General features: G+C 66.9%; 11 protein-coding genes. 5 read left to right on the forward strand and 6 right to left on the reverse strand.

All coding sequences use genetic code 11. From position 1 onward, the window contains the following. Window positions 1-200: 200 nt before the first annotated feature. On the forward strand, window positions 201-1,046 hold the full coding sequence (locus Verru16B_RS16325; protein ID WP_083270429.1) for a PAS domain-containing protein: 846 nt from the start codon (window positions 201-203) through the stop codon (window positions 1,044-1,046). Further along, complete coding sequence (locus Verru16B_RS18975; RefSeq protein WP_069963287.1) at window positions 1,046-2,119, forward strand: ATP-binding protein; 1,074 nt, start codon at window positions 1,046-1,048, stop codon at window positions 2,117-2,119. The genes Verru16B_RS16325 and Verru16B_RS18975 overlap by 1 nt, the downstream gene beginning before the upstream one ends. A 61-nt stretch (window positions 2,120-2,180) precedes the next feature. Here the strand turns inward: Verru16B_RS18975 and Verru16B_RS16335 are convergent, their stop codons facing one another. Both Verru16B_RS16335 and Verru16B_RS16340 read right to left on the reverse strand, forming a co-directional pair. Further along, window positions 2,181-5,708: a pyruvate carboxylase gene (locus Verru16B_RS16335; RefSeq protein WP_069963288.1), complete on the reverse strand. Its 3,528-nt coding sequence runs from the start codon at window positions 5,706-5,708 to the stop codon at window positions 2,181-2,183. A 145-nt stretch (window positions 5,709-5,853) separates the two neighbouring features. After that, the gene (locus Verru16B_RS16340; RefSeq protein ID WP_069963289.1) at window positions 5,854-7,287 is read right to left on the reverse strand and encodes an FAD-binding oxidoreductase; all 1,434 of its coding nucleotides are present in this window, start codon (window positions 7,285-7,287) and stop codon (window positions 5,854-5,856) included. Window positions 7,288-7,399: 112 nt separating this feature from the next. On the opposite strand from Verru16B_RS16340, the gene Verru16B_RS16345 reads away from it, so the two are divergent. From Verru16B_RS16345 to Verru16B_RS16355, 3 genes are all read left to right on the forward strand, one after another. After that, window positions 7,400-8,380, forward strand: coding sequence for a phosphoglycerate dehydrogenase (locus Verru16B_RS16345; RefSeq protein WP_069963290.1), 981 nt, complete (start codon window positions 7,400-7,402; stop codon window positions 8,378-8,380). A gap of 120 nt (window positions 8,381-8,500) precedes the next feature. Beyond that, window positions 8,501-9,598, forward strand: coding sequence for an Ldh family oxidoreductase (locus tag Verru16B_RS16350; protein ID WP_069963291.1), 1,098 nt, complete (start codon window positions 8,501-8,503; stop codon window positions 9,596-9,598). Between the two features lie 222 nt (window positions 9,599-9,820). After that, on the forward strand, window positions 9,821-11,038 hold the full coding sequence (locus Verru16B_RS16355; RefSeq protein WP_069963292.1) for a sugar efflux transporter: 1,218 nt from the start codon (window positions 9,821-9,823) through the stop codon (window positions 11,036-11,038). A 22-nt stretch (window positions 11,039-11,060) separates the two neighbouring features. Here Verru16B_RS16355 and Verru16B_RS16360 read toward each other — a convergent pair whose 3' ends face one another. The 4 genes from Verru16B_RS16360 to Verru16B_RS16375 form a co-directional block, all read right to left on the reverse strand. After that, on the reverse strand, window positions 11,061-14,504 hold the full coding sequence (locus Verru16B_RS16360; RefSeq protein ID WP_069963293.1) for an MFS transporter: 3,444 nt from the start codon (window positions 14,502-14,504) through the stop codon (window positions 11,061-11,063). A gap of 56 nt (window positions 14,505-14,560) precedes the next feature. After that, window positions 14,561-15,220 carry a hypothetical protein gene (locus tag Verru16B_RS16365; RefSeq protein WP_069963294.1) on the reverse strand — a complete coding sequence of 220 codons (660 nt, stop codon included), beginning with the start codon at window positions 15,218-15,220 and terminating at the stop codon, window positions 14,561-14,563. A 4-nt stretch (window positions 15,221-15,224) separates the two neighbouring features. Beyond that, on the reverse strand, window positions 15,225-16,226 hold the full coding sequence (locus tag Verru16B_RS16370) for an AAA family ATPase (protein ID WP_069963295.1): 1,002 nt from the start codon (window positions 16,224-16,226) through the stop codon (window positions 15,225-15,227). Window positions 16,227-16,331: 105 nt separating this feature from the next. Further along, window positions 16,332-17,426, reverse strand: a complete 1,095-nt coding sequence (locus Verru16B_RS16375; RefSeq protein ID WP_069963296.1) for an ABC transporter ATP-binding protein — start codon at window positions 17,424-17,426, stop codon at window positions 16,332-16,334.

Genomic DNA, 17,426 nt, shown 5'->3' on the forward strand with positions numbered 1-17,426 from the left:
GTGCTTAAGGGCAAAAAGTGAGGCGGCGCGTCGAGCCGGTGCAACGGTAAAAAGGAAAACATCGCGATCCGCGTAATAGAGTTGCACCCTGCACGATACGGACCTCGACAACGCCCGCCGGACCCGGGTATTTATGACCCACGGGCCTTGGTTTTGCCTTCCACGCACCATGCACCCCTCCTCCCCCGTCCTCCCGCCGGATGACCAGGCGGCCCCCCCCGGTGCCACCGGTGAACGCGCCAGGCTTGGGTGCCGCTGCGGAGTATGCCGTCTTTACCCTTTCCCCGACCGGGGTGATCGCCAACTGGACCTCGGAGGCGGAAAGGCAAACCGGCCATACCGCCGAAGAAATGCTGGGGGCGCACTTCAGCCTTTTTTACTCTCCCGTGGACCGGGCGGCCGGCCTGCCCGAGCGGCTGCTGGCCCGGGCCGCCCACGCCGGGTATGTGGTCGACGAAGGGCGACGGCTCCGTCGGGACGGCACCCCCTTCCAAGCCAAGCTGATCTTGGTCGCCTTCCGCGACCCAACCGGTGCCCTCATGGGGTTTTCCGCCGTGCGCCGCGACCTGACGGAGCTACAGCGGATTCAGGAACAGCTGAGCACCCAGGCCGCCATGTTGGAGCAAGCCCATGACGCCATCATCCTGTATGACCTCGCCGGGCGCATCACGCTTTGGAACCAGGGCGCCACCCGCCTGCTGGGCTGGACGGCGGCCGAGGCGGTCGGCCGCACCGTGCGCGAACTTTTCCATGCGCTGGACCACCCTACCCTCTTGGCGGCGATCGCGGAGACCTCCACCCAGGGCAGCTGGCAGGGTGAATTCAGATCCATAACAAGGCCGGATCGCCCCTTACGTTTGCCACCCGGCGAAGCCTCGTGCGCACCCCGGACGGCCGGGTCATCGGTCACCTCAGCATCAACCTGGACCTCACGGAGAAAAAGCACCTTGAGGCCCAGTTCATGCGAGCCCAGCGGATGGAAAGCATCGGCATCCTTGCGGGGGGGATCGCCCACGACCTCAACAACATTCTGGCCCCAATCCTGATGTCGATCGCCCTGCTCAAGCTGAAGATGCCCGACCACGAAGGTGTGCAGAAGCAGCTCGACCAGCTCGCCGCCAACGCGCAGCGCGGGGCCAGCTTGGTCAAGCAGGTGCTGAGTTTCGGCCGGGGCGTCGACGTCCAGCACGTGCTGATGCAACCCAAGCACATCGGTCGCGAGATCGAGCAGATTGTCGCCGATACCTTTCCAAAGAACATCACCTTCGAGTTGTCCTTCTCGCACGATCTGTGGCCCGTCACCGGTGACCCCACCCAGTTTCACCAGGTATTGCTCAACCTCTGCGTCAACGCCCGGGACGCGATGCCCGGCGGCGGCAAGCTCACCCTCCACCTGGAAAACGTCGTCCTGGACGATAGCTCCGGCGCGCCCCGGCCCGGCCCGTATGTGCGGACCGATGTGACCGACACCGGCACCGGCATCCCGCCGGAAAACCGGGAACGCATCTTCGAGCCGTTCTTCACCACCAAGGACCTTGGCCGCGGCACGGGACTGGGGCTGTCCACTTCCCGCGCCATCGCGAAAAGCCACGGCGGTTTCATCACCGTCGACAGCACAGTAGGGCACGGCACCACCTTCCATGTCTTCCTGCCGGCCGACCCCGGCCCGGCCCCCACCCTCCCTGAACTCAATCCCACGCATCACGATCTCCCGCGCGGCCAGAACGAGCTGATTCTCATCGTCGACGACGAGGAAATGATCCGCGAGATCGCCCGCAGCGCCCTGGAGAAATTCGGCTACCGCACTCTGCTGGCCCAGAACGGCACCGAGGCGGTCGCCCTCTACGCCCTCCACCGCACCGCCATCGCCGTCGTCATCACCGACATGGCCATGCCCGTGATGGACGGCCCCGCCACGATCCTGGCCCTCCGCACGCTCAATCCCGCGGTGAAGATCATCGGGTCCAGCGGCCAGGGCGCAGGTTCCCTACTGCTCGCCAACGCGCCGGAAAATGCCGGCCTGACGTACTTCATCCCCAAACCCTACACCGCCGAGACCCTCCTGCGCACGCTGTCGACCGTGCTGGGCCGCGACAGCCGACCACCGCTCGCACCGTAGGGCCGGTCTCAGACCGGCCCGGGGTGACCGTGCGACGACCGGTGAGAGTCCAGCCCGCCCCTCAGGCCCGCAGCTTGACGATCAGGTCCTTGGCCTCGACGGCATCGCCGACGCCGGCATGGACCTCGGCGACGACGCCATCCGTGGCTGCGTAGACGGTCGTCTGCATTTTCATCGCCTCCATCATGAAGAGCTTGTCGCCCTTCGCGACCTTCGCCCCGACGGAGGCCGACATCACCACAACCAGGCCGGGGATCGGCGCGGGGACCTGCAAGGGATCGGCCAGATCCGCCTTGGCCCGGGCCTTGGACTTGGTCACCGCCGTGCGATCCGGGATGACCGCCTCGCGGCCGATGCCGTTGAGCTCGTAACTGACCGTACGACAGCCGTCCTTGTCGACGGCACCCACGCTGATGAGCCGGATGATGAGCACCTTGCCCTCCTCGATCTCGACGGAGATTTCCTCGCCGGGCTTCAGCCCATAGAAGAAGGCGGAGCTGGGCAGCACGCTCACGTCGCCGTATTCCCGCTGGTGCCGCGCGAACTCCGCGAACACCGCCGGGTACATCAGGTGGGAGAACAGGTCATCCTCGGTGGCCGGACGCTTGAGTTTCTCCGCCAGTTCCTCGCGCAGCTTCGCCAGGGCGGCCGAGCCCGCGGCACCGGAGGCGGCGCGCTTCGGGGCCTTGCGTTTTGTTGCGGCGCGGTACCGGGACCGGGCTTCCTTGAAACGCGCGTCGCCGAGCACGGCGCGCCACATCGCCACCGGCCAGCCGCCCTCGGGCCACCCCAGGCCGCCCATGAGCATGTCGATCACGCTCTCCGGAAACGGCGTGGCCCCGGGCTCGAGGTTGACCACGTCCGCCGGCCGGATACCGCGCGAAAACAGGAAGAGGGCGAGGTCGCCGACGACCTTGGACGAGGGCGTGACCTTGACGATGTCGCCGAAGAGTTGGTTGACCTCGGCGTAGGTCCGGGCGATCTCGGGCCAGCGGTGCGAGACGCCCATGGAGGCAGCCTGCTCGCGGAGATTGGTGTACTGCCCGCCGGGCATCTCGTGCAGGTAGACCTCGGCCGAGCCGGTGCGCGGCGCCGTATCAAAGGGTTGGTAGACCGCACGGACTTGCTCCCAGTAGTCGGAGAAGGCGTTGAGCCGGTCCAGGTCGAGCCCGGTGTCGCGCGGCGTGTGCTGCAGCGCGGCCACGATGGAGTTGAGGTTGGGCTGCGAGGTGCTGCCGCTCATCGCGGCCAGAGCCAGGTCGGCCACGTGGACGCCGGCGTCCGCCGCACGGAGCACGGAGGCGGCGGCGATGCCGCTGGTGTCGTGAGTGTGGAAATGGATCGGCAGGCCGACCTCCTCCCGTAGGGTCTTCACCAGCTTGTGGGCGGCATACGGCCGGCACAGCCCGGCCATGTCCTTGATGGCGAGGAAATGCGCGCCCATGCGCTCCAGCTCCTGCGCGAGCTTCACGTAGTACTTCAGCGAGAACTTGTCCCGGCGGCCGTCGAGGATGTCGCCGGTGTAGCAGATCGCGGCCTCGCAGACCGCGTGCGTGTCCTGCACCGCCTCCATGCCCACGCGCAGGTTGGGCAGGTAGTTCAACGAGTCGAAGATGCGGAAGATGTCCATGCCCGAGGCCGCTGCATGGCGCACAAACCCGGCGACAATATGGTCCGGATAGTTGGTGTAACCGACCGCGTTGGCCCCGCGGAAGAGCATCTGGAAACAGATGTTGGGCACGCGGGCGCGCAGATGGCGCAGCCGTTCCCACGGATCCTCGTTCAGGAAACGCATGGCGGTGTCGAAGGTCGCCCCACCCCACATCTCGAGCGAGAAGAGCCCGGGCGCCTGCTGGGCCAGCGCTCCGGCGCAGGCCAGCATGTCGTAGCTGCGCACTCGCGTGGCCATGAGCGACTGGTGGGCGTCGCGGAAGGTTGTGTCGGTCACCAGCAGGCGCTTCTGCTGCATTGTCCACGCGGCGAATTTCTTGGGTCCCAGTTCCAGCAGGAGCTGGCGCGTGCCCGGGGCGGGTTCGCCGAGCCGCACCGGCGGCGGCACGGGGATGGCGAAGGACTTCTCCGGTCGGAAGCCCTTGGCGTGCGGGTTGCCGTTGACGATGACGTTGCCCAGGAAGCCGAGCAGCTTGGTGGCGCGGTCGCGCCGGGGCTTGAAGGCGAAGAGCTCCGGCGAGGTGTCGATCAGCGCGGTGGTCGCCTCCCCGGCCCGGAAGAGTGGGTGCGCGATCACGTTCTCGAGAAAGGGAATGTTGGTCTTCACCCCGCGGATGCGGAATTCCGACAACGCCCGGTGGGTCCGCTGCATCGCGGCCTCGTAGGTGCGGGCGCTCGAGACCAGCTTCACCAGCATGGAGTCGTAGAAGGGCGTGATGACCGCCCCGGAGAAGCCCATGCCGCCGTCGAGGCGGATGCCCAGCCCGCCGGGCGACCGGTAGGCCATGATGCGGCCGTAGTCCGGGATGAACCGGTTGGCGGGGTCCTCCGTGGTAATGCGGCACTGGATGGCATAGCCGTGGCAGGGCACCTCGGCCTGCACCGGCATGCCCACCTCCGGCGAATGCAGCGCGTGGCCCTGGGCGATCAGGATCTGTGCGCGGACGAGGTCGAGGCCGGTCACAACCTCGGTGACGGTGTGCTCGACCTGGATGCGTGGGTTCATCTCGATGAAGAACCACTCGTGCCGGTCGAGATCGTAGAGAAATTCGATCGTGCCGGCGTTGTCGTATTTCACTGCCCGGGCCATCCGCGCGGCTGCCGCACAGAGTTCGGTGATCACCGCCTTGGGCAGGCCGAAGCTCGGCGCCACCTCGATGACTTTCTGATGGCGGCGCTGCACGGAGCAGTCGCGCTCGTAGAGGTGGATGACGTTGCCGTGCTTGTCGCCGAGCACCTGCACCTCGATGTGCTTGGCGCGGGAGATGTATTTCTCGAGGAAAACGGCGGGGTTGCCGAAGGCGCGTTCCGCCTCGCCCTGCGCCTCGTCGAGCAGCGCGCCCAGGTCGGACGCCTGGTGGACCACGCGCATGCCGCGGCCGCCGCCCCCGAAGGCGGCCTTGATGATGAGGGGGAACCCGATGCTCCGTGCGATCTTCATCGCCTCGTCGCGGTCGGTCACGGGTTCCTCGGTGCCGGGCAGCACGGGTACGTCGATCCGCTTGGCCAGGGCGCGGGCCGCGGTCTTGTCGCCCATCATCTCCAGCAGGTCCGGGCGCGGGCCGACCCAGGTGATGCCGGCGGCCTCGACCGCGCGGGCGAAGGCGGCGTTTTCGGACAGAAATCCATAGCCCGGGTGGATCGCGTCCACCCCGTGCGCCACCGCCACCGCGACCATGCTGTCGATGTCGAGGTAGGCCGCCACGGGCCCCTTGCCGGCGCCAACCTGGTAGGCCTCATCGGCCTTGTACCGGTGGATGCCGAGCCGGTCCTCATGGGCGAACACCGCGACCGTGCGCAGGCCGAGTTCGGTGCCGGCGCGGAAGATCCGGACGGCGATTTCACTGCGGTTGGCGGCCATGAGCTTGCGCAGCGGGCGCAGCTCCGGCCGGGCGGCGGAGGCTTCGGGGGCAGACATCAGGGGTGGGGTCCCGGAAATCTGAAATACCCGGGAGCGGACGCAACGAAAGAGTTCTGAGGACGGTCAGAACCGGCTCAGCAAACAGAGAATGTGAGGGTGCGAAACCTGAGGATGAACCCATCCTCCCACCCTCACCTCCTTGCTACTTGTGGTCCCACGGCAGGTGTACCTGCAGCTTCTGGTATTTCCAGATGCGGACCTCCTGGAACATCTTGCCGGGATTCAGGATGTCGCGGGGATCGAGCGCCTTTTTCACGGCCTGCATGGCGCGCACCTGTGCCGGCGAGTGCTGGATGCGCAGAAAGGGTGTTTTCGCCAGACCGATGCCGTGCTCACCCGAAATGGCGCCACCCAGGCGCACCACCGTCTCCATCAGGTTTTGCACGGCGGCTTCCGCGGCCTTGGTATCCTTCGCGTCGGCGCGGTGATACATGATGTTCACGTGCAGATTGCCGTCGGCCAGATGTCCGAAGGTCGGGATGTGCAGCCCTGACTTTTTCTTCAGGCCGGCCAAATAGCGGGCGAATTTCTCGTAGTTCTTCATCGGGACGACGATGTCCTCGTTGAGCTTGGCGTCGCCCAGCTCGAACATCGCGCCCGAGCATTTGCGGCGGACGGCCCAGAGCTCCTCGGCCTCCTCGCGGCTGCGCGCCTCGCGGAAGCCCAGCGCATGCGCCTGCGCCCAGGCCAGCACCTCCAGCTTGAGATCATCTACCTCACTGACGGATCCCGCCAGCTCGAGCAGGATCACCGGGCGGCCGGCCTGGCCGGGGAAGACCGTCTTGCCGGTCGCCCGCTCCGCACAGAGCACGCTCTCCCGGTCGAGGAACTCGCAGATTGCGGGCTGCACCCGCGCGCGGAAGAGGGTCTTGATGGCCGTGAGCGCCGCCGTCTCGTCGGGGAACGAGGTCAGGAGCGTCCAGCGCGTGGCCGGCTGGGGCACGAGCTTCAGCACGGCCCCGGTCACGATGCCGAGCATGCCCTCGCTGCCGATCCACAGGTCGCGCAGGTTGAAGCCGGCGGCGAATTTCTTCGTGGCCGTCCCCCACTCCACCAGCTCGCCGGTCGGCAGATAGCCGCGCAGCGCGATGATGAAGTCGCGGGTCACGCCGTACTTGCCGCCGTGCATGCCGCCGGCGTTGCACGCGATGTTGCCGCCGATCGTGCAATAGGCCTTCGAGGAGGGATCGGGCGGATAAAACCAGCCGTGGACTGCGGCCGCGTCCTGGATCGCGCCGGTGACGGCCCCGGCCTGCACGTGGGCCATGCCGGCGTCGGCGTCGATGGCGATTTTCTTCAGGCGCCGCATGTCAACCACCCAGCCGCCGCGCACCGGCGCGGCCGAGCCCATGAGCGTAGTGCCACGCCCGCGCACGGTCACGGGCACACGGTGCCGGTTGGCCAGTTCGAGCACCACCCCGATGTCGGCCTCACGCCGCGGGGTGATGACCGCTTCCGGCAGGAAAGAAATCTTGCTGCTGTCGAACGACGCGGCCCAGCAGCCTTTTTCGGAGACGTCCACCGTGGCGCCCAACCGACGCTTAAGGGAGGCAGTGACTTGCGCAGATGTTTTCATTAGCGAAACGCCAGCCAACGGAAATTTTGCCGTCAGCGCAACCTGCATGACAGGGCCGCGGCAAGTTTCGCTTTGTGTGCACCGGCCCGGTGTGTTCGGCTGCACGTTCCCTATGACGCGCATTCTGCTTACCACCACCTCCTTTCAAGACACCCCCGGGGCGCATCACCAGATGCTCGCCGACACCGGCTGGGAAATCATCCGGGCCCGCGGCCCGCTCAACGAGGCCGACACGCTCGCGCTCGTCGGGGACATCGATGGTTACATCTGTGGCGACGACCTGATCACCCGCGCCGTCCTGGAGAAGGCGAAACCCCGCCTCAAGGTCATCAGCAAGTACGGCATCGGCGTCGACAAGATCGACGTGAAGACCTGCACGGAATTCGGCCTGCCCCTGCTCTTCACCCCGGGCGTCAACCACACCACCGTCGCCGAGCACACTTTCCTGCTGCTGCTCGCCCTCGAGAAGAACTTCCTCTTCCACACCGACTCCACCCGCGCCAACACCTGGAAGCGCAAGACCGGCCACGAGCTGCTGGAGAAGACCATCGGCATCATCGGCCTCGGCCGCATCGGCAAGGAGGTCGCCATCCGCGCCCGCGCCTTCGGCATGAAGGTCATCGGCTTCGATGTCTACTGGGACGAGAAGTTCGCCGCCGCCCATGACGTGAAGCGCGCCGCGACCCTCGATGAGGTCTACGCGGTGTCCGACTACCTCTCGCTGCACACGAACCTGACGCCGGAGACGCGCGACATGATCAGCGCGAAGTCCTTCCCGAAGATGAAAAAGGGCGTGCTGATCCTCAACTGCGCCCGCGGCGAGATTGTCCACACGGCCGACATGGTCGAGGCGCTCAAGTCCGGTCAGGTCGGCGGCTACGGCACGGACGTGCTGGATTCCGAGCCGCCCACGCCCGATCACCCGCTGCTCAAGCTGCCCAACGTCGTCTGCACGCCGCATATCGGCTCGCGCACCTACGAGAGCGTGGTCCGCCAGGCCACGACCTCGGTGCGCAACCTCATCCTCGCCATGAACGGCGAGAAGCCCCTCGCCCAGATCAACCCCGAGGTGCCGGTGCGCAAGGTCGTGTGACCTTGCGGTAGCGAGTAGCGGGTAGTGAGTAGCGAGCATTCCAAGGCAAGCACTCACTCCCGACCTCGCTCCCCTAATCGCTAGCCGCTACTCACTACTCGCTACTTAAAATCCTTCCCCATGCCCGACACCTACTTCATCGTCCCCGAGTCCCAGCACAACGCGCTCATCCAGGCCGCCTACCAGCACCGCGGCTTCCAGGCCGACGAGGCCGCCGAGGGCGCCCGCTTCTGCGCCGAAGCCTCGCGCCACGGCATCCGCACCCACAACGGCATCAAGGCCCTCCATCTCGACCACCTCTTCGGCTCCGGCTCGAAGGGCTGCGTGCCCGGCGCCCAGATCGAGGAAAAACCCTCCCGCTTCGCCGCCGCGAAGATCTGGAACGCCAACAAAAAACTCGGTCAGTCCACCGCCTATCGCGCCATGGCCGAGGCCATCCGCCTCGCCGATCAGTACGGCGTGGGCACCGTCTCGGTAGACAACGCCTTCCACTACCTCTGGGGCGGCGGTTACGTCATGGACGCCGCGCGCAAGGGCTACATCGCCTACACGAATTGCACCGCGGCGCTCGCCGAGGTCGTCCCGTTCGGCGGCAAGTTCCCCACCCTGGGCACCAATCCGCACTCCTGGGGCTTCCCCACCACCGAGGCCGTGGGTTACCCGATCGTGATCGACTGGGCCACGTCCGTGGTCGCCATGGGTCGCGTCCAGCAGCTCGCCCGCGAGGGGAAATCGCTCCCGCCCGATGCCGCGGTCGACGAGAACGGCGTGGTCACCACCGACCCGAAGAAGGCCAAGTTCCTCATCCCCTTCGGCGCCCACAAGGGCTACGGCCTCTCGCTGATCAATGAGATCGTCGGCGGCTTCATCGGCGGCTCCCTGCCCACGATCCGCAACCGCTGGGACCGGGCCGAGGGCGACAAGGGCACGTGCTGCTTCTTCTTCCAGGTGATCCACCCCGATGCCATCAGCGGCGGCGCCTTCGCCAAGGGCCGCAACCAGGCCCAGAACGTCAAGGCGGTCATCGCCGACGTCCTCGGCCACGGCAACGAGAAGTGCATGCTCCCCGGCCAGCTCGAAGCCGGCTGGGCGAAACACACCGCCACCGCCGGCGGCCTGCTCTTCACCCAGGCCGAACTCGACGCCTTCAACGAACTGGCCACCGAGGCCGGGCAGCCGCGTTGGGAGAGCGCCAGCTTCAAGACCCACACGGTCTGAGTTCGCGACTCCCTTCCTCGTTCCCTCAGGCCCGGCGAAAGCCGGGCCTTCTTTTTGCCGGCTTCTATGACTTCCCTGTCGGGTCGTCGTAGGCGACGACCCGACGATAAGTGAGTGGGTGGTTCCTAGGGCGTGTTGTAGCGTTCCCACCGACCCCGCACTTGCGCTGCCTTCAAAATCGGAATCTGCTTCGCTGATGACCGCCGTAGCCCGTATCTCCCCATGAAAGCCCTCCTCGCCCCCTGGCGGCGGCTGCTTGGCCATCGGGAATTCGGGATCATGGCCCTGAGCAACCTCGTGCTCGGCATGGCTTATTCGTTCGTGGCGCCGTTCTACTCGATGTTCGGCACGCTCGAGGTCGGCATGACCAACTGGGTGTTCGGGGTGTTCATGACCGTCACGTCCCTCAGTGGCATCGTGATCACGACCTTTCTCTCCCGCTGGTCCGACACCCGCATCAGCCGCCGGGCCATCTTGCTTCTCGCGTGCGTCTGCGGCGTCGCCGGTTACGCGGGCTACGCCTACGTGCGGGACGTGATCTGGCTCACGGTCATCGGCTCGCTGGCGTTGGGCGTGTCGTCGATCACCTTCGCGCAACTGTTCGCCTACCAGCGGGAGTTCCTCACCCGGCACGGCGTGCCCGACGCGGAGGCCCCGCTGTACATGAACATCTTCCGCCTGCTGTTCTCGCTGGCGTGGACCATCGGCCCGGCCATCGCGGCCTGGGTGATGATCAAGTATTCCTACGAGGGCATCTTCCTGACCTGCGCGGCCATGTTCGGTCTCCTGTTTGTCATCGTGTGGCGCTACATCCCCGCCCGGCCGCCCACGGCGGCGGCGATGGCCAACAAGGTGCCGCTGAGCCAGGTCCTGCGGCGGCCCTATCTGCTGTGCTACTTTGCGGCCTTCGTCCTGGTGTTCATCTGCGTGACCATGGGCATGATGAACCTGCCGCTGCTCATCCTCCAGACGCTGGGCGGTACCGCGGAACAGGTGGGCATCGCCTTCAGCGTGGCGCCGGTCTTCGAGCTGCCGCTGATGTTCTGGTTCGGCCTGCTCGCCTCCCGCAGCCATCCCGGCCGCCTGATCCGGATCGGCATGATCATTGCGGTCGCCTACTACGCGCTGCTGTTCTTCGTGACCCAGCCCTGGCATATCTACCCGCTGCAAATCCTCAGCGCGGCGATGATCGCGGTGGTCTCCGGCATCGCGATCACGTTTTTCCAAAGCTACATCCCGGACCAGCCGGGCACCGCCACGAACCTCTATACGACGGCCAACCGCATCGGCTCGACGATCGGTTACCTCTCGTTCGGCTCGCTGGCCGGCAGCTTCGGCTACCGCGCCATCTTCCTGGTCTGCGCCGTGCTGTGCTCCGCCGCCTTCCTGCTGCTCTGGCTCTCGCGCGAAAAGCACGAGCAGGCGGTGGCGCCGGCCTGAGTTGCAGGGCGGGGTCTCCGCCTCAACTCTCCGCCTGCGCGGCGGCCCGCTCGATGGCCACCGTGCGACACCCCTTCAGGTCGGTCTTGCCGGTGCCGAGCACGGGGATCGCATCGACCCGCACGATCAGCTTGGGCACCCAGAGATTGGGAAAACCGGCCTCCAGCAGTTTCGTGCGGATGTCGGCCATCAGCACGTCCCGGGTGGTGAGCAGCACCAGCGCCTCGCCCTTGGTGGCGTCGGGGATGCCCGTGACGACGGCCGTCGGCCCCTCGCTCTGGTCCCAGTCGAAGGCGGTGACCAGGCGCTGCTCGATCGTGCCGTGCGGCACCATCTCGCCACCGATCTTGGAGAAACGCGACAAGCGGCCCTCGATGAAAAGGAAGCCGTCATCATCGATCCGCCCGAGATCTCCCGTGATGAACCACCGGTCCTTGATCGCGGCGGCGGTTTTTTCCGGATCCTTGAGGTAGCCGGGGAAGACGTGCGGGCCCTTGAGCCAGAGCATACCGGTGCTGTTCAACGGCAGATCCTCGCCGGTGTCCGGGTCGGTGATCCGGGCCGTCGAGCCCGGCAGCAGGCGGCCGACGGCGCCGAGGCGCTTCCCCTCCTGGTGTTCGGCCGTCGAAGTCGTGATGGGCGGGTGGTACTGGTTGATGCTGGCGGCGGGAGTCGTCTCGGTCAGGCCGTAGCCCTGCAGAATCTCGATCCCAAACTGGGCGAGAAAGGCATCGTAGAGGTCCATGGGCAGCTTCTCCGCCCCGGTGACCACCAGGTTGAGGCTTTGCAATTCCGCCTTGGTCGCCTTCTTGAGGAAGGGCCGGATGAAGGTCGGGGCGCCCACCATGACGGTGGCTTTCTCCTGCTGGATGGCATCGACGATTTTCTTGGTGTCCAGCGGGCTGGGCACCGTGACCACCCGGCAGCCGCGCAGGATCGGGTACCACAGGGTCACGGTGAAACCGAAGGAATGGAAGATCGGCAGACAGCCCAGCATGGTGGCCGTCTCGGGCAGGATGGAGAGCGAGGAGATCTGCGCGCAGTTGGAGAGGATGTTCCGATGGGTGAGCACGACCCCCTTGGGCTCGCCCGAGCTGCCGCTGGTGAACAGCAGGGCCGCCTCCGCGTGGTCGCCGGTGCGGGGCAGGCCGAGCAGGCCCGCCACCCACTGGTTGGGCAGCAGGTTGACGGCGAGCAGCCAGGGCAGGATCGCCTTCTTGCCGCCGGCGGCCGCGATCTCCTGCTTGAGGTCCACGGTGTGCTCCGGGAACGGGAAATTGGGCACCTTGGCCCGCATGGCGTCCGCCGTGATCACGGTGGTGATCTCGCCGAGACGCAGGGACGCCTCCACGGCGGCCTTGCCGGCGGTGAAGTTGAGGTTGACCGGGACCTTCCCCGCGCAGGCGACGGCGAGGTTGGCGATCGCGGCCCCGGCCCCGGGGGGCAGCACGATGCCGATGCGCTGGCCGGGAGCGGTGGCGCGGAGGCGGCGGGCAAGGACGGCGGCCACGGCCACCAACTGGCCGGCCGAGACTTCCTTGCGGTCGGCGGTGCGATCCACGATGGCGATGTGTCGGGGGTGCTTGGCCAGGGCGCGGATCGCCTCGCGGGCAAGGTGGCGCCGGAGCACCGGGCGCTCCTGGAAGGCTTGTTCGCCCAGGTCGAGCAGGGCCCGGCGCGCGGTCCCCATGTCCACCTTTTCGGGGGGAATCGGCGGGCCGAACATCACGCAGACCGGTGTCGGCTTCAGCCGCGGCGACTTCCAGAGATACTTGTTGCCGGCGAAGGAATAGATCGAGCCCCAGAGGCCGTCGATGGCGGCGGGCACGACGGGGGCGCGGGCCGACTCGGCGATCAGGCCGAAGCCGCGCTTAAGGATCATGAGCTGCCCTGTGCGCGAGATCGCTCCCTCAGGGAAGACGCAAACCAGCTCACCCTGCTGGATGGCCTCCACCGCGAGGCGGATGCCCTTCATCGGCTTGTTGGCGGTCACGGGGATGACCCCCGCCGCCCGGAAGACGAACCGCATGAACGGGCTCTTCACGAAGCCTGCGAACGCGATGAACCGGATTGGCCGCGGAGAGGCAATCTGCAGCACGACGGCATCCACATAGGAAAGATGGTTGCAGATCATCAACGCGCCGCCGGAGGGAATGTTTTCCCAGCCGATGGATTTCACCCGGTAAAAGAGCGGCCCAATCAGACGCATCACCGTGCACACGGTGTGGTGCGGGATGTGCCAGACGCCGTAGAGGAGCATTCCCAGAGTCAGGAGCGCCATGAGGAAAAACTGCGTCTGCGGCGCCAGCGCGAGGGTGACGTCACCCGCCAAGAGGAGATAGATTCCCCCCGCGACCAGCCCGGCGAGGCTGTCGAGCAAGGCGACCCCGGCCAAAATGCGCCCGCGGCGGTGGTCACCGGCTTTCTGCTGGATGAAGGCGTAGAGCGGCACCACGAAAAGGCCGGTGGAGAATCCCGCGCCGATGAGAAGCCCGGTGAAGGCCCGGCTGTCGAAGGGCACAAAGCCCATGGCAAAAAGCATGGCGAGGAGCAGGGCACCACCCAGCGGAGCCAGCCCGAGTTCCACCCCGCGCCGCGAGAGCAGACCGGCGAGCAGGTGGCCGACCATCGTGCCGACGCCGACCATCAGCATCATCGTGCTGGCCACGGCGCCGGTGCGCACCCCGCCCGCCTCCATCTCATAGGCGATCTGCGGGACCAGCTGCATAAAGTAACCGCCGATGCCGTAGAAAAAGCAGATGCCCATCGTCGCCCGCCACAGGGGGCGCTCGCGCCAGACCTCGGCCACGTCCGTGAAATGCCGGACCCAGAGGCGGGCGTGGAAAGGTTCGGTCGACTGCGCGCGGGAGGGTGCCGCCAGCTGGAAACCCGCCCAGGCCAGGACCGAGAGGCCGGTCAGCAGGAACGTGACCTTGAGGCCCGCCGTCCAGATATCGTCGCCAGCCTGCAGCCAGTGCGAGAACAGCTGGCCGCCGGCGAAGGTGCCCACCAGGATCGCCGTGATGTTGAGCATCTCCATGTAGCCGACAAAACGGGACAGGCGCTTCTCCCCGGCGTATTCCAGGAGGATGCCGCGCTTGGCCGGCCCCATGATGCAGGTCTGCAGGGACAGGAGGACAAACCCGGTCAGTGCGGCGGTAAAGGACTGCCCCCACAGCGCGCCCACCATCAGGATCATGACCCCAATCTGGAGCACCAGGGCGCCGTTGATTACGGTGCGCTTGGCATAACGGTCCGACAACCAGCCGCAAATCGGCCCGAATGCAACATACGGCAGCACCAGCAGCCAACCGATCAGGGTGATGACCGGCTTGGCATCGTAGCCCTCGGTCCGCGCCAGCTGCTGGGCCAGGGCGATCAGCATGAACTTCGCCGCACAATCGTTGAAGGTGACCTGAGCCTGCGCGCCCATGAGCACGGCCAGGGAAAGACGGGGGGACTTCATGCAGGGGTAAGCGTTATGACAGTGCGAGGCCGCACCCCTTCGGCAAGTCAGTTCGCTCAGCCGGCCGCCCGGCCCGGCCCCGGCGGCCAGCTCCGCAGATCCCGCGCCAGTGCGCCAAAGCCGTGGGGAAAATCGTACTCGAGACGCCGCACGTCACCGCGCTGGCGGGCCACCTCTTCCAGGGCCCGCTTGGTCTCATACTGGAGCGAGGGTCGCTCGGTGCCGTAGACCCGCCCTTTGAGTTCCCGCCGGGTGTAGGGCATCCGGCCGGTGGCCTGTCCGTCCATCCACGCCGCCTCGCTGACCGTGGGATCCCGGCCGCACAGCAGCCAGGCCTCGATGGCGGGCACACACAACCCCACCGCGCGCAGGACCCGGTCGCGACCGTGCGCCGGTGGCAGCCGCTTGACCGTGCGCCGGAAGACCGAACGCAGGCGGCAGATGCGACAGAACGCATGATGGTAGCCCGGGGCCTCGTGCTCCGGCGTATGGACGACGGAGTCGTCGGAATCCACCACGACAACCAGACCGTCGGCATCCGTGTTGAAATGCAGGTGCCGGATGATCGCCGGCAGTACCTGCTCGACCGAGGGCCAGCCCCGCGCCCGCAGCGAGGTATGGACCGAGCGGAACTGTCCGCCGAGCACATACCCCACGAGCACGCGCAGGGCGGCCTCATCCGCCGGGGATTCGCTTAGGATCGCGAGCTTCAGCATGGCTTCACTCGCCCGGCACGCCGCCGAGGATGCCGCTGTACCAGAGGTCGCCGAGGTGCGCCTCCTTCATCAGCTCCAGGATATCGGCCCGGTCGGAAAGTCGCTCAAAGGTCGCCGCGGTCCCCTGCTTGCTGGCAAGGATCACCTCTTCCGGGTGTTCCCGGAACTGATCCAGCAGGTACGGCGAGTGCGTCGTCGTGATGACCTGCACGGGGGCGCGGTCCATGCCCTCGTCCCGCGGGTAGCTGAGCCGGTAGAGCGTGTCGCGCAGCTCGCGGAATGAGCGCGGATGCATGCCACGGTCGGCCTCCTCCAGGCAGACCACGGCGGGTGGCGCCGGCGCAAAGGCCAGAACGAGGATGGCCAGCTGGTAGAGCGTCCCCTGCGAGAAATCCGCGGCCGTGATGCACTCGTGGCCGTTGGCTTGCAGGCGGGCGCACAACTCCACGGTGCCGCCGGGGCCGGGCCGCAGCACCAGTCCGGCAAACTCCGGCATCAGCCGGCAAAATTCCGCCCCCAGCGCCGCGTAGGCGGCCGGCTCGTGTTCCTGCCAGTGGGCCAGCACGGCAGCGAGGTTGCCGCCGTTGGAGGCCAGCTCAGGCGCGTCGGCCGGTTTCGCGGGCACGGCCATGGCATAGTGGTCGAAGAGGTAGGCCCGGATGGTGCGGAGCCGCAGCCGCAGCTCCTCCCAGAGCGCCTCCCCGGCGGGCCCCGGGGGTCGGCTCACCGACAGGACGTTGCAGACCAGCTCGTCCGGTGAACAGCCCAACGAGACCCCGATGTCCTGGAAGGGAGCGGCAAAGGCGAAATCAATGCGCGGTCCGCCGCCGCCGGCCGGTGGCTCCGTGGCCGGGGCCAGTCCTGCCAGCGAGCGCAGCCGCAATAGCGCCTGGATCAGGCTGGTCTTGCCGCTGCCGTTGGGCCCGAGCACGAGGTTGAACGGCGCAAGCTTCACCCCCGTCGAGCGCAGGGCCTTAAAATTCCGAAATTGGACGGCGGCGATCATGGGAAAACTTGGCCGGAAACCTGAGACCGGAAACACGAAATAGCCAGTCTGACTCTGTCGGCCACCTCACCCCGCCGGTCTCGGCAAGGAGGGCGGGCTGTTCCCCTACTCCGTTTGCACGATCACCAGGTCGTCGAGGTGCAGGCTGCAATAAACCCGGTCGCCCTCGTGGTAGGCTTCCTGGGTGGCGCTCTCGTTGGCAACGAGCGCGTGGAAGCGGGTGCCCTGGTCGGTGATGAGGCGCAGCTGGTCGGTCGCGCCCTGGAAGATCTCCTCCTCGATCTTGGCCTGGAAGACATTTTCCGCGATGGCGGGCGTACGGCCGATGTGGATCTTCTCGGGACGGATCGACACCAGCGCCTTGGTGGCGCCGACGGGCAGGTCGGTGCAGGCCACGACCAGTTCCAAGCCGGTGTCGAGGCGCACGGTGGCCTTGCTGCCGTTACGCAGGATGATCTCGGCGCTGAGCAGGTTCGCCTGGCCGATGAAGTCGGCGGCGAAGGGCGTGCGGGGGCGGTGGTAGATCTCGGTGGCGTTGCCCAGCTGCTCGATCCGGCCGTGGTTGATGATGGCGATGCGGTCCGACATCGTGAGCGCCTCCTCCTGGTCGTGGGTGACGAAGACGAAGGTGAGGCCGAGCTTGCGCTGGAGGCGCTTCAACTCGAGCTGCATGCCGTGGCGGAGCTTCGCATCCAGGGCGGAGAGCGGCTCGTCGAGGAGCAGGACCTTGGGCCGGCAGACAATGGCGCGGGCCAGGGCCACGCGCTGCCGCTGGCCACCCGACATCTGGTGCGGAAGCTTGTCGGCCTGCTCGGCGAGCGAGACCGTCGCCAGCGCCTCCTTGATCCGGGCCTCGGCCTCGGGTGCGGGGATGTTCTGCATGCGCAGGCCGAAGCCCACGTTCTCCTTCACCGTCATGTGCGGGAAGAGGGCGTAGCTCTGGAAGACCTGGTTCACGCTGCGCCGGTACGGGGGCACATGGGAGACATCCTCGCCGTCGAGGAGCACCAGGCCCTCGTCGGGGGTCTCGAAACCCGCCAGCAGGCGGAGGAGCGTCGTCTTGCCGCAGCCGGAGGGCCCAAGCAGGGTGAGAAACTCGCCGGTATTGACCGTCAGGCTGACGTCCCGGACCGCCGTGAAGGCGCCGAAGCGTTTGGTGACACCGCGAAACTCGATCATGGGCTTGGCTGGGTCGGGCAT

Origin of the sequence: Lacunisphaera limnophila, assembly GCF_001746835.1 — a bacterium.
Taxonomy (GTDB): domain Bacteria; phylum Verrucomicrobiota; class Verrucomicrobiia; order Opitutales; family Opitutaceae; genus Lacunisphaera; species Lacunisphaera limnophila.

Coding starts and splice junctions, on each gene's coding strand:
- Verru16B_RS16325 (WP_083270429.1), top strand. CDS start 201: ATGACCAGGCGGCCCCCCCCGGTGCCACCGGTGAACGCGCCAGGCTTG.
- Verru16B_RS18975 (WP_069963287.1), top strand. CDS start 1,046: ATGTCGATCGCCCTGCTCAAGCTGAAGATGCCCGACCACGAAGGTGTG.
- Verru16B_RS16335 (WP_069963288.1), bottom strand. CDS start 5,708: ATGTCTGCCCCCGAAGCCTCCGCCGCCCGGCCGGAGCTGCGCCCGCTG.
- Verru16B_RS16340 (WP_069963289.1), bottom strand. CDS start 7,287: ATGAAAACATCTGCGCAAGTCACTGCCTCCCTTAAGCGTCGGTTGGGC.
- Verru16B_RS16345 (WP_069963290.1), top strand. CDS start 7,400: ATGACGCGCATTCTGCTTACCACCACCTCCTTTCAAGACACCCCCGGG.
- Verru16B_RS16350 (WP_069963291.1), top strand. CDS start 8,501: ATGCCCGACACCTACTTCATCGTCCCCGAGTCCCAGCACAACGCGCTC.
- Verru16B_RS16355 (WP_069963292.1), top strand. CDS start 9,821: ATGAAAGCCCTCCTCGCCCCCTGGCGGCGGCTGCTTGGCCATCGGGAA.
- Verru16B_RS16360 (WP_069963293.1), bottom strand. CDS start 14,504: ATGAAGTCCCCCCGTCTTTCCCTGGCCGTGCTCATGGGCGCGCAGGCT.
- Verru16B_RS16365 (WP_069963294.1), bottom strand. CDS start 15,220: ATGCTGAAGCTCGCGATCCTAAGCGAATCCCCGGCGGATGAGGCCGCC.
- Verru16B_RS16370 (WP_069963295.1), bottom strand. CDS start 16,226: ATGATCGCCGCCGTCCAATTTCGGAATTTTAAGGCCCTGCGCTCGACG.
- Verru16B_RS16375 (WP_069963296.1), bottom strand. CDS start 17,426: ATGCCCGACCCAGCCAAGCCCATGATCGAGTTTCGCGGTGTCACCAAA.